General features: G+C 63.6%; 10 protein-coding genes. 4 read left to right on the plus strand and 6 right to left on the minus strand.

Annotated features, from left to right (window positions below; translation table 11 throughout):
* Positions 1 to 42: 42 nt before the first annotated feature.
* The 6 genes from NP825_RS18560 to NP825_RS18585 all read right to left on the minus strand — a co-directional run bounded on the left by NP825_RS18560 (position 43) and on the right by NP825_RS18585 (position 7,672).
* Positions 43 to 411 carry a copper-binding protein gene (locus NP825_RS18560; protein ID WP_003046451.1) on the minus strand — a complete coding sequence of 123 codons (369 nt, stop codon included), beginning with the start codon at positions 409 to 411 and terminating at the stop codon, positions 43 to 45.
* A complete protein-coding gene (locus NP825_RS18565; RefSeq protein WP_037553279.1) occupies positions 408 to 3,542 on the minus strand; it encodes an efflux RND transporter permease subunit in 3,135 nt (1,044 codons plus the stop codon). The genes NP825_RS18560 and NP825_RS18565 overlap by 4 nt, the downstream gene beginning before the upstream one ends.
* Entirely contained in the window at positions 3,539 to 4,765 is a 1,227-nt protein-coding gene (locus NP825_RS18570) for an efflux RND transporter periplasmic adaptor subunit (protein WP_003046445.1), read from the minus strand. The genes NP825_RS18565 and NP825_RS18570 overlap by 4 nt, the downstream gene beginning before the upstream one ends.
* The gene (locus tag NP825_RS18575) at positions 4,762 to 5,988 is read right to left on the minus strand and encodes a TolC family protein (RefSeq protein WP_003046442.1); all 1,227 of its coding nucleotides are present in this window, start codon (positions 5,986 to 5,988) and stop codon (positions 4,762 to 4,764) included. The genes NP825_RS18570 and NP825_RS18575 overlap by 4 nt, the downstream gene beginning before the upstream one ends.
* 66 nt (positions 5,989 to 6,054) lie before the next feature.
* Positions 6,055 to 6,477: a hypothetical protein gene (locus NP825_RS18580; RefSeq protein ID WP_231292908.1), complete on the minus strand. Its 423-nt coding sequence runs from the start codon at positions 6,475 to 6,477 to the stop codon at positions 6,055 to 6,057.
* A 373-nt stretch (positions 6,478 to 6,850) separates the two neighbouring features.
* The gene (locus tag NP825_RS18585; RefSeq protein ID WP_003046430.1) at positions 6,851 to 7,672 is read right to left on the minus strand and encodes a MauE/DoxX family redox-associated membrane protein; all 822 of its coding nucleotides are present in this window, start codon (positions 7,670 to 7,672) and stop codon (positions 6,851 to 6,853) included.
* Positions 7,673 to 7,752: 80 nt separating this feature from the next.
* On the opposite strand from NP825_RS18585, the gene NP825_RS18590 reads away from it, so the two are divergent.
* The 4 genes from NP825_RS18590 to NP825_RS18605 all read left to right on the plus strand — a co-directional run bounded on the left by NP825_RS18590 (position 7,753) and on the right by NP825_RS18605 (position 12,179).
* On the plus strand, positions 7,753 to 8,151 hold the full coding sequence (locus tag NP825_RS18590) for a MerR family transcriptional regulator (RefSeq protein WP_003046425.1): 399 nt from the start codon (positions 7,753 to 7,755) through the stop codon (positions 8,149 to 8,151).
* A 696-nt stretch (positions 8,152 to 8,847) separates the two neighbouring features.
* Positions 8,848 to 10,122: a TonB-dependent receptor gene (locus NP825_RS18595; RefSeq protein ID WP_257546420.1), complete on the plus strand. Its 1,275-nt coding sequence runs from the start codon at positions 8,848 to 8,850 to the stop codon at positions 10,120 to 10,122.
* A gap of 60 nt (positions 10,123 to 10,182) precedes the next feature.
* Positions 10,183 to 11,354 (plus strand): IS3 family transposase gene (locus NP825_RS18600; protein WP_257543877.1). Its coding sequence is split into 2 segments (ribosomal slippage): positions 10,183 to 10,435 and positions 10,435 to 11,354, totalling 1,173 coding nucleotides; the frame shifts between segments, so codons are not numbered across the junction.
* Between the two features lie 6 nt (positions 11,355 to 11,360).
* Positions 11,361 to 12,179 (plus strand): TonB-dependent receptor, encoded by an 819-nt coding sequence (locus NP825_RS18605; protein WP_257551544.1) that lies wholly within the window; start codon positions 11,361 to 11,363, stop codon positions 12,177 to 12,179.
* The last annotated feature ends 256 nt before the right edge of the window (positions 12,180 to 12,435 follow it).

The following is a 12,435-nucleotide window of genomic DNA, read 5'->3' on the forward strand; positions in this document are numbered from 1 at the left end:
TTGCGCGCGGCAACTAGGGCCACCGCGCGCAATGGCGGCGCGTTACGGCGCCTTGTCGAGCTTGGTGATCGTCCCGGCCTTGCCGTCCCAATTGAGCTCGAACGCGACCTTGTCGCCGACCTTGATGTCCTTCAGCAGCTCGGGTTTCGCCGCAAAACCCATCGTCATCGGCGGCCATTCGAGTTCGGCGATCGCGCCATGATCGAGCGTGACCTGGCCTTTTGCCGTATCGATCGCGGTCACGGTCGCCGTGCCCTTGCCATGCTTCGTTTCGGCCGGGGCCGCCATGGTCCCTGTGTCATCGGCCATCGCGGCCTTTTCTTCCGTCTTCGGTGCTTCGCCTTGCTTGCCGCAGGCGACAAGTCCAGCGCCGAGCGCAAGGCTGAGCGTAATCGCAGTGAGTTTATTCATGTCGTTTCTCCTTCGGGTTGGACGGGATGAGCCGCACGCCTTCGCATCAGCAGATAGGCGGCGGGAATGATAAGCATCGACAGCAGCGGCGCGGTGAGCATGCCGCCGATCATCGGCGCGGCGATGCGGCTCATCACTTCGGAGCCGGTGCCGGTCCCGACGAGGATCGGGAACAGGCCCGCGAGGATAACCGCAACGGTCATCGCCTTCGGGCGGACGCGGAGCAGCGCGCCTTCGCGAACCGCGGCCAATATGTGGCCGTCGCTGCGATCGGCGAGCGCATGCTTGAGATAGATGAGCATGACGACCCCGAACTCGGCGGCAACGCCCGCAAGCGCGATGAACCCGACCGCGCTCGCGACCGACTGGTTATAGCCAAGCAGATAGAGGAGCCAGAGCCCGCCGGTGAGCGCAAAGGGCAGGGTCGCCATGATGAGCAGCGCCTCGTCCCAGCGGCGGAAGGTCAGGTAGAGCAGCAGGAAGATGATCGCGAGCGTGACCGGCACGACGACCTTCATCCGCTCGGTCGCACGAACGAGGAACTCGAACTGCCCGGTGTAGGAAACGCTGACGCCGGGCGGCAGATCGACATCGCGCGCGATCGCCCGCTGGATGTCCTGCACGAGGCCCTGCAAATCGCGGCCGCGGCTGTCGACGTAGATCCAGGTCACCGGGCGGCCATTCTCGCTGCGCAGCATCGGCGGCCCGTCGCTGACCTTGACTCTGGCCACCGTGCCGAGCGTGATCTGCTGGCGCGACGGCGTCAGGACCGGAAGGCTCGCGAGCTCGCCGATACTGTCGCGCAGCTCGCGCGGGTAGCGGACGCTGATCGGATAGCGGGCGAGCCCCTCGACCGTCTGGCCGATCGTCTCGCCGCCGATCGCGCCCGAGACGATCGCTTGCACGTCGGCGACATTGAGGCCGTAGCGTGCTGCGGCGGCGCGATCGATGTCGACATCGATATAGCGCCCACCAGTCAGCCGCTCGGCCAGCGCCGACGCTACGCCGGGTACGGTCTTGACGACCGCTTCGATGCGCTTGGCGGTGCGATCGATCCCGGCAAGATCCGAGCCCGCGACCTTGATGCCGACCGGGCTCTTGATCCCGGTCGCAAGCATGTCGATGCGATTGCGGATCGGGGGAATCCAGAAATTGGCGAGCCCCGGAACCCGGACCCGCGCGTCGAGCTCCTCGATCAATTTCTCCTCGGTCATGCCGGGGCGCCAACGGTCCTTCGGCTTGAAGCGGATCGTCGTCTCGAACATCTCGAGCGGCGCGGGGTCGGTCGCGCTGTCGGCCCGCCCCGCCTTGCCGAACACGCTCTCGACCTCGGGCACGGTCTTGATCAGTCGGTCCGTCTGCTGGAGCAGGCTCGATGCCCTTGCGGCCGAGATGCCGGGTAGCGCCGAGGGCATGTAAAGGAGGTCGCCTTCGTGCATCTGCGGCATGAACTCGCCGCCGATCTGGGTCATCGGCCACAGGCTGGTGGCGAAGACGAGGCCGGCGATCACGAGCGCTTTTTTCGGCCGTTCGAGCACCCAGTCGAGTGCCGGGCGATAGATGCGGGTCAGCCAGCGGTTGACCGGATTACTCTGTTCGGCGGGTATCTTACCGCGGATCAGCCAGCCCATCAGCACCGGGATGAGCGTGATCGAGAGGATCGCGGCGGCCGCCATCGCATAGGTTTTGGTGAAGGCGAGCGGCGAGAAGAGCCGTCCCTCCTGGCCTTCGAGCGTGAAGATGGGGAGGAAGGAGAAGGTGATGATGAGGAGGCTGAGGAAGAGGGCGGGCCCAACCTCGGCGGCGGCGTCGGTGATGACGCGCCAGCGTTCGGCGCCTTTCAGTTCCTCGCCCGGATGATCGCGCTCCCAATGTTCGAGATGCTTATGGGCATTTTCGATCATCACCACCGCAGCGTCGACCATCGCACCGACCGCGATGGCGATGCCGCCGAGCGACAATATATTGGCGTTGAGTCCCTGCAGCCGCATCACGATGAAGGCGATGAGGATGCCGAGCGGCAGCGTCAGGATCGCGACCAGTGCCGAGCGCGCGTGCCAGAGGAAGAGCGCGCAGACGAGCCCGACGATGATGAACTCTTCGACGAGCTTCGAGGTAAGATTGTCGACCGCGCGGTCGATCAACCCCGAGCGGTCATAAGTGGTGATGATCTCGACCCCGGGCGGCAGGCTGCGCTTGAGCTCGGCGAGCTTGGTGCGCACGCCGTCGATGACTTCGCGGGCATTCTTGCCCTCGCGCATGACGATCACGCCGCCCGCGACTTCGCCCTCGCCGTTGAGTTCGGCGATGCCCCGCCTTGTGTCGGGACCGATCTGCACCGTCGCGACATCGCCGACCGTTACCGGGAGTCCGCCCGCGGCGGTGCGGATCGGGACGGCGCGGAAGTCGTCGAGCGACTCCAGATAGCCGCTCGCGCGGACGATATATTCAGCCTCAGCGAGTTCTAGGGAGCCGCCGCCGCTTTCCTGGTTGGCGCGCTTGAGGGCGTCGGCGACGTCGGTTGCAGTCACCCCGAACGCGGCGAGCTTCTGCGGATCGACGATGATCTGATACTGGCGCACCATGCCGCCGATGCTCGCGACCTCGGCGACGCCGGGAACCGATTTAAGCTCGAAGCGGAGGAACCAGTCCTGAAGACTGCGGAGTTCGGCAAGATCGTGGCGGCCGCTTTTGTCGACGAGCGCATATTCATAGATCCAGCCAACCCCGGTCGCGTCGGGACCGATGCTCGCGCGCGCGCCCTCGGGGAGACGGCTTTGCACCTGGCTCAGATATTCGAGCACGCGGCTGCGCGCCCAATAGGGATCGGTGCCGTCGTCGAACAGGACATAGACGAAGCTGTCGCCGACGAAGCTGTAGCCGCGCACCACGCGCGCGCCCGGCACCGAGAGCATAGTCGTCGTGATCGGATAGGTGACCTGGTCCTCGACGATCCGCGGTGCCTGTCCCGCATAGCTGGTGCGGACGATGACCTGGACGTCCGACAGGTCGGGCAGGGCGTCGACCGGAGTCGTGCGCACCGCGGCGATCCCGAGCAAGGTCAGGATCAGCGCCGAAGCGACGACAAGCCCGCGCGCCGCGACCGAGGCGCGAATAATGCGTGCGATCATTGCGCTGGCTCCAGCGGACGAACCGTGAGACCGGTCAGGCTCGCCTCGGAATCGAGCAGGAACTGGCCCGACGCGACGACCTTCTCGCCGGGGGCGAGCCCTCGCAATATCTCGGTCTTGCCGCCGCCTTCGCGTCCGGCGACCACTTCGGCGGGATGGTAGCGTCCGTCGCCCTTCTCGAGCATCACGATGCTGCGCGTGCCGGTGCGGATCACCGCTTCGCTTGGCACCAGCAGCGTTGGCTTGGCGTCCCCGCCGAGCGCGACGACGGCGAACATGCCGGGGCGTAGGCGACCGCCGCGGTTGGCGAGCTCGATGCGCACTGTCAGCGTCCGGCTGTCCGCCGCTGCGGTCGGCAGGATCGCGACGACCCGCCCGGTAAAAGCCTCGCCGGGAAAGGCGGTGAGGTTCGCGGTGGCAGGTTGGCCGATCTTCACCAGTCCGGCCTGCGCTTCGGGGAGCGCGGCATTGAGCCACACCGTTCCAAGTCCCGAGATTTCGGCAAGTGTCTGCCCCGAGGCGAGAGTCACGCCTGCACGGGCATTGAGCGTCTGGACCACGCCGCCGATCGGCGCGCGCACCGTCAGTCTGCCGCCGGTCCGTCCGCTCCGGTCGACCTCGGCGATCACGCCTTCGGGCATGCCCATCAGCCGCAGCCGCTGCCGCGCGGCCGCCGTGAGTTCAGGTTTGCCGAGCTTCTTGACGCTCAGATATTCGGTCTGGGCGCTGCCCCATTCAGGCAATTGCAATTCGGCGATCGGCGCACCGGCGCCGATGACATCGCCAGGCGCGAGGCGATAGACGCGTTCGACGAAGCCGCCCGAGCGCGCCTGGACGATCGCGACATCGCGCTGGTTGAAATCGATACTGCCGTTGACGTCGAAGGTTGCGGCAAGGCTCCCCATTTCGGCCGCGACCACTCTTATGCCGAGGCTCTGACGCGCCGACGGGTCAATCGACACGCCGGGCGCCGCGCCGCCACCCTCGTCGGCATATTTGGGCTCGAGCTGCATGTCCATGAAGGGCGACTTGCCGGGCTTGTCGAACTTCTGGTTCGGGAACATCGGATCATAATAGTAGAGGATCTTGCGCCCGCCGCTTGCCGTCTCGGTTGGTGCATCGCTCTTGCCGCTCTGTCCCAACCAATAACCGCCGCCGCCCGCGATCAGCACCGTGGCCAGGATTGCGACGCGCCAGCGCGCCGCTGATGTTGCATCGGTCATCGACCTGCCTCCCCATAAATATAATTGATCCGGATCGCGTCGCGCGCGACCTCGGCTTCGCGCGCCAGCGCATCGACTTCGGCCTCGGCAAGCGCGAGAGTCGACAGGAGCGCGGTCCCGAGGTCGAGCTTTCCGGCGGCGTAGCTTGCAAGATCGAGCTCGGCGCGCTTCTTCGCGAGCGGCACGAGCCGCGTACGTGCATTGGCGAGCTGCTCATGATGCATGCGGTGATCGGCGAGATCGGCGTCGAGCGCTGCCGCGATGTCGCGCTTGGCAGCCTCGCGGTCGAGCCGGGCGCGCATCGCCTCGCTGGCGCGCGCGGCGATCTTGGGGTCCTGCCGCTTTTTCGAGAAGAAGGGCAGGTCGACGGTGACCCCGACCGTGACGAGATCACCGTAATTGGGCTCGCGGCGCCCATAGGCCGCGTTGACGCTCCAGTCGGGTCGCTTGTCGGCGCGTGCGAGACCGGTCTCGGCGTCGGCGGCGAGGGCGCGGGCATCGAGTGCTCTGAGCTTTGGCAGGGCGTCGATGCCGGCGCGCAATCCTTGTTCGTCGATCGACTGCGGCGGCAAGTCGCCGAGCGTGTCGGCGGCGGGGTCGCCGGTGAAGCGGGCGAGCTGCGCGCGGGCGCGGGCGATCTCGGCGGCGAGCGCGCTGCGGCGATCGTTGATCGCGGCGCGAAGCTGATCGGGTTCGAGCGCCTGCGCCGGGCGCGCCGCACCGCTGGCAAGCCGCGCCGTCACGGTCGATTGAAGGTCCTCGAGGCCGCTATCGAGCAGGTCGAGTTCCTTCAGCTCCTTCTTGGCATAATAGAGATCGACCCAGGCGAGCGCGGTCGCGAGCCTGATGTCCTGCGCGGTGACCGCTTCGTCGGCGCGGGCGATTCCAATGTCGGCCTGCGCGCGGGTCGCGCGCGCGCGGCGTTTGGCGGGGTTCGGAAAATCCTGGCTGACGCCGATGACCTGCATCGTGAAATCGTCGCGATTGAACCGGCCCGCGTCGGGTCCGGTCACCGGGAAATCCTGGAGGACGATATTGAGTTTCGGGTCGGGCAGCCGGTCGGCGGCGATCGCCGCCGATTGGGCGGCGTCGACGCCCGCTTCGCGGCTTTGCAGTTCGGGTGCCTCCGATGCTGCTCGGCTGAGCGCCGAATCGAGCGTCATCGGCTCGGCGTGAAGAGCCGAGGGCAGCGCAAGCAAGGCTGCCGTAAAATATGGGCGCATGATGTCCCCCTGCTGTGGACTGGGCGAAAGCCTCCCCGGCGTCTGTACGCCGGGGAAGAAAGACCGTTACCCTTGCGGGGGCATCCTTTGGTCGCCGGACATATTCTTCATGCAGTCCGCCGGACTCACCTTCATCATGTCGCAGTCGCAATGCGCCATCTGTCCCGGCTTGTCCTTGACCCAGACGCGGACTCGCGAGGTGGTATTGGACTTGTTCGGCCCTGGCACCTGGCGGGTCTGCCATTCATGATGGCCGCCGGACGGTTCTTGGGCGAGGACGGGAGCGGCAAGCGTTGCTGCCGCGAGCGCGGCAACGGCAAAAAACGGTTTCATGTTGAATTCCTTGATTGAAAAGCGTGAAACCGCGCGCCGGGACGAGCCGGTGCGCGTCGGCAATTCAGGCAAGAAATAGGGGCGGGTCGGGTTCGGGGCCGAATGTTCTTCCGGCGAGGCGCCGGACAGGAAGCGGATCGAAAGAGCCGGCGACAAATGTCTTTTCGGCAAGGGGGGTAGCCGGAGAGACGACGGCGGGCGGTAGCGCGCAGCCCATCTTGGCGATGCAGTCGAGCGTGAGGCCCTTGCACGGAGCGCTCTTCTGGGATTTTTTAATCCCCATCATCTCCGCGCATTCGTCGCTCATCGCCGCCGCGAACGCCGTCTCGGCCGACGGGAGCGCGGGCGCCGAGGCGAATGCGGTCTCCTGCGCCAGAAGGCCGAGTAAGGCTCCGACAAGAAGTAGAAAGGTGAGCCAGCGTTTCACGGTCGAAGCATGATCCTTGTCAAACTTGGCGTCAATCTAAACCGGGGTGGAGATCCCGCTCACTTGTTCGCCGACTGTCCCGTCGTGGTTACGCCGGACCCGTTAAGAATGGCCCATTGTCATGGCGGCGGGCGCGACCAGCATCCACAGCGCCATGGCGATCATCATCAGATTTTCGGTCAGTGAGATGAAACCCAGCGGCACATTGCTGTCGCCGCCGACGCAGGCGCATTTGAGTTCGCGCTTGTCGATATACACCGCCTTGAACACCGACACGGCGCCGATGATCCCGATGAACAGCGCCACCGGAATCGATATCCAGTTCAGCGCGCCAGAAATCATCAGGATGCCGGCAAGACCCTCCGCAAAGGGATAGATGGTAGCATAGGGTACCCAGCGTTTGGCGAGCAAGTCATAGTTCAGGAACATGCTCGAGAAGCTCTCGATGTCGCGGAGCTTGAGGAAGGCAAGCAACGCCATGCTGAACCCGATAAACCATTCGGCGGCACGGATTGTGAAGGGCGTGCCCGACACCGCTTGGCTGGCGGCCAGCGCCATCAGCGCGGTGATAGAGAAGAGCGCGATGACGGGCTTATAGGTAAGCGCCTTAGGATCGCGGACTTTCAGACCGAGATGGCGCCTCAGATCGTCAAGACCGCCGATCCGCTCGCCTTCGATGAAGGTCTGCGGCGTCGTCGCGACGCCATGTTTCGCCTTGAATGCGTCGGTTTCCTCGCGGGTCGTCAGCCAGACATCCTCGACGTCATAGCCGCGGCTGCGCAACAGATGCAGCGCCTTCAGGCCATAGGGGCAGATATGCTGCTCCATCACCATGCGATAGATGGTCGCCCGCGGCTTGCCCGAAACCGCCGCACCAGTGTGCGCTGGCGCGCTTTCGTTCGCGCGCTGAACCTGCATATTCATCGATTCGCCTTTCTTGATTCCCGATCGCTTCCCGCTATATAGGCTCCGTACCATAGTACGGAGTCAAGGCCTTGCGTGACATGACCATCGGCCAGCTTGCCCGGCAGGGCGGCGTCAATGTCGAGACGATCCGCTATTACCAACGCCGCGGCCTGTTGCCCGTTCCGCCTCAGTCGGCCAGCGCCCCGTCGGAAGGCCGAGTCCGGCGTTACGACGAGGCGGTTCTGCGCCGTCTGCGCTTCATCAAATCGGCACAAGCAGCGGGATTTACGCTCACCGAGATCGCCGAACTGCTCGAACTCGACGCGTCGAGCGATCGCGCGCGAGCGCGCGAACTGGCCGATGCGCGCATCGCGGCGATCGAAAAGACGATCGCCGAACTCGATGCGGCGCGGCGCGCGCTCATGGGCCTGTCGCGCCAATGCGCTGCCGCCGACACGCTCCACTGCCCGATCATAGCGGCGTTCGAGCAGGTCTAGCCCGACTGGCCTTGGCGGCGGATGGTGCTGACGGCCGGTCTCACCTCCCAACTGGTGTCAATCGGTCGCAAATGGTTCCAGCATCCCGGCTACAAGCGATGGGATGGTAATTCCGGCTGCGACATCGAGCAGAAGGCTAGCGCGGATCGCAGCCGCAGGTCTCGCCGCTGCCGCGTCCGGAGTTGCGACGGCCGTCCGAAGTGCCTGGGTCAGGCGCCATCGAATCTCCGCGGCTAGGACCGGCATCAGAGCGAACAAATAGGCTTCCACGGGGAAGACCTGACCATAGGGTCAAGCGAGCGATTGCGTCACGTGCACGGCGCCGACCAAGGCTCCGACGAGGGGCAGAAGCGAAAAGCGCCGCTTCTGGATGAAGGTAGGAGCCTTTGGGCGTTCCGGATCAACTTCATCCTGGCGATCTGAACAAATCGGGGAGCCCAATTCCAATGGTTTTACGTCGCCCGAACCATTTTTGAGGGATGAGTCGTTCTGGTGCGTAATCAATGTCAGTAGGGGATGTTGGGTGCTTGAACTCGGAAGCCGTAAGCAGCGGTTTCCGGGCATGCATGTTTTTGTCCTCGACTTCCCCGAAACTCATTTGGGCTGCGCGAAAGGGCAGTTCTTCGAAACAGGGGAAGCATAATGAACAAATTATACTGTTATTCGTCGACGAAGCGCGCAATGCAGCGAAGCTCGATGGCGGCGATTGCGGTGGCGGTCGCGTTTCCCGCGCAGGCTCAGGAAGCCCAGTCGGACGGCCTCGCCGAGATCATCGTAACGGCGGAGAAGCGCGAGGAAAATCTGCAGTCCGTTCCCGTCTCGGTGACAGCGATGACCGGCGAGGCGCTTACGGCAACGGGCATATCAAACGTCGAAGACCTCCAATTTTTTGTGCCGGGCGTGTCGATCACCAACGATTCCATGGCGATCATCAATATTCGTGGAATTGGCACCTCGGCGTTCGGCGTTGCGACCGACCCCAGCACGACAGTCCATTATGACGGCGTCTACATCTCGCGCCCGACCACAAGCTATCAGGATTTGTTCGACGTCGAACGCATCGAGGTGCTGCGCGGACCGCAAGGCGTTCTCTTCGGTCGCAACTCCGCCGGCGGCACACTCAACATCATTTCCAAAATGCCTACGGAGGATTTGACTGGCGCGCTGGGGCTCACCGTCGGAAATTACGAGAAGCGCTCGCTGAGCGGCACGATTTCTGGACCGCTTGGAGCGGGCGTCCGAGGCCGCCTCACCTTGCTTGCCAACCAGCGCGACGGCATCTACCGCGACGTCGTCTCGGGACGGCGATACCAAAACGAAGATAATCTCGCTGGACGACTGACGCTTGCGATTGACGCGAGCGACCGTCTTGAGATCGTGTTGCGGGCGGATGCCAGCCGTGATCGCGAGACCGGCGCGCGGTCTGTTCGGCCCTTTTATCCGCAAGGCTTCGTCGATGCGGGGGCGACGATCCCGGCCAATGACAAAGAGGCCGCACTCGACCGCCTGCCGCGTTACGATGTCGATGCCTGGGGCGTGTCCTCGACCATGAACTGGGACGGCGGCCCGGTCACGCTCCGCTCGATTACGGCGCTGCGCAAGAGCAAGGTCGTCCAGGCGCTCGACGTTGACTCGACTGACCTCTTCCTCCGCGATATCGAATTTTACGAACGTTCCCGCAGTTTCACGCAAGAGTTCCAACTTCTCAACAACGATGCGGACAAGCTGCGCTGGATCGTCGGAGCATTCTATCTGAATGAAAAGGGCAACGACGAAATACGGATCATCGAACCGGGTCGTCGGCTCGCGATCCCGGAAAACAATACGACGAATGCATTCGCGCTCTTCGGACAAGCAAGCTACGAACTCATCGACCGCCTGCGATTGACCGGAGGGCTTCGATACTCATACGAAAAAAAGGATTTCGGATATCGTGTCCTGCTGAACGGAAATCAGGTCGATGCCGGTTGACGTGACCCCCTGATTTTCCTCCACGAACGATTAGAGTCTGGCCTGAAGGAAGGACAGACGATGAAGCGTGCAAGGTTTTCAGAAGAGCAGATCATTGGGGTGCTGAAGGAGGCAGAAGCGGGCGCGAAGACCGCTGATCTCGCCCGGCGGCACGGTGTGTCTGAAGCGACGATCTATAACTGGAAGGCCAAGTATGGCGGCCTAGAGGTATCCGAGGCCCGGCGCCTGCGAGAGCTCGAGAGCGAGAACGCCAGGCTCAAGCGGCTTCTGGCCGATGCAATGCTGGACCAGGCTGCGTTGAAGGATCTTCTGGCAAAAAAGTTTTGACGCCCGCCGCGAAGCGGGAAGCTGTCGCTCATCTGCAGGCGTGCCACGGGATGAGCGAACGGCGGGCGTGCCGTGTCATCGATGCCGATCGCAAGAGCGTGCGCTATCGTTCCACCCGGGACGATGACACTGCTCTGCGCGAGAAGCTGCGCGGGCTGGCCAACCAGCGTCGACGGTTCGGCTATCGCCGTTTGCATATCCTGCTGCGCCGGGAAGGCGTGATGATCAACCGGAAGAAGACCCAGCGGCTCTACAAGGAAGAAGGTCTGGCGGTGAGGCGGCGACGCAGCCGCAAGCGTGCTGTCGGCACGAGGGCACCTGCTCCGGTGCTGGCACTGGCGAACCAGCGCTGGAGCCTCGACTTCGTTCATGACCAGATGGCGTCGGGCAGGCGATTCCGCGTTCTCAACGTGGTCGATGACGTGACCCGGGAGTGCCTGGCAGCGGTGCCCGACACCTCGATCTCGGGGCGCCGTGTCGTGCGCGAGCTGACCGAGCTGATCGCACAGCGCGGCAAGCCGGGGATGATCGTCAGCGATAATGGCACCGAGCTCACCAGCAATGCCGTGCTCGCATGGTGCGGCCAGAGCGGCGTGGAGTGGCATTACATCGCCCCGGGCAAGCCGATGCAGAACGGCTACGTGGAAAGCTTTAACGGTCGCATGCGCGACGAGCTGCTGAATGAGACCCTGTTCATGAGTCTTGCCCATGCTCGGGTCGAGATCGCTGCCTGGGTCGAGGATTACAACCGGGAGAGACCACACTCGTCCCTTGGCTACGCAACCCCGGCGGCGTTCGCCGCTGAACTGAATAAGCAATGGCCTGCTTCGCTACGCCCTCCGGGCTCCGCTACGCAGCCCATTGCTTCAACCGCGCTGATGCGCAAAACAACCGCCCGGCTCTAATCTCAGCTGGAGGAAAGCTGGGGGTCACGTCACGGTCAGCCCAAATCATCCTGGACCGCCTGGACTCCGAAAATTGGGATCGATTACGACCTTGCCGATGACGTCATGGCTTATGCGTCGGCAACCCGCGGGTTCAAATCGGGTGGATTCCAGCTGGGAGACGGGCGGCCTTTCCTCCCGGAGTATGTCTGGAGCTACGAAGTCGGCCTGAAGTCGACGCTCCTCGATCGCCGGCTTCGAGCTAATTTTTCCGCCTTCTATTATGATTACACCAATCTTCAGGTGGTCGAGTATAATAATGGCGTTGCCAGTACCACCAACGCCGGCAAGGCGACGATCAAGGGCGTTGAAGCGGAACTGATGGCACGGCCGTTCGATCGCCTGACGCTTACATCCACGATCGCTTATCTCGATGCGCGCTACGATGTCTATTTTGACGACGTCGGCGCAAGCCTCAAGGGCAAGCGGCTGCCGAACGCGCCGAAGTGGAACATCACTTTCGGCGGAGAATATAAGGCCTCCCTGGGCGGCGGAATGCTGACATTACGGACCGATATCTCCTGGCGCGACAGCGTCTTTTTCAAGCCCAGCAACAATCCGCTTTTTTCCGGAAACGCCACGACCCTTATAAATGGGCGTGTCACATGGCAGCCGGCGAGCGAAGCGTGGGAAATTGCGCTTTATGGCCGAAATCTCACCAACGAGCGCTATGTGAGCTATAGTACGATCGGGACGGACGCGACGGGTGTCTCGAACCCTACTCTTCCGCTCTACATCTACGGCGAGCCGCGCCAGTATGGACTGCAGCTGCGCTACTTTTTCTGAGGTTCCTCGTCCTGCGAGGTCCCCCGGCGACTCCCCTACGGTCGTCGGTCCCCCTGGGCGCTTGCGCCCGGGGGGAATACTTCCTCTGAACGCAGGACATGATATGTCCCTGTTCTCACCGGCGCCGTTACTTGAACGGCCCTGCTGATGGCACGATGAGCCGGGCAGTAAGATGGCACGAACAGATACGGGCTAGTCCCATCCTGAACGTCGGTAGCGCGCGCGATTTCGATGCCCGGCTTTCCCTGTGACGCCG

The organism is Sphingopyxis sp. DBS4 (assembly GCF_024628865.1).
Taxonomy (GTDB): Bacteria; Pseudomonadota; Alphaproteobacteria; order Sphingomonadales; family Sphingomonadaceae; genus Sphingopyxis.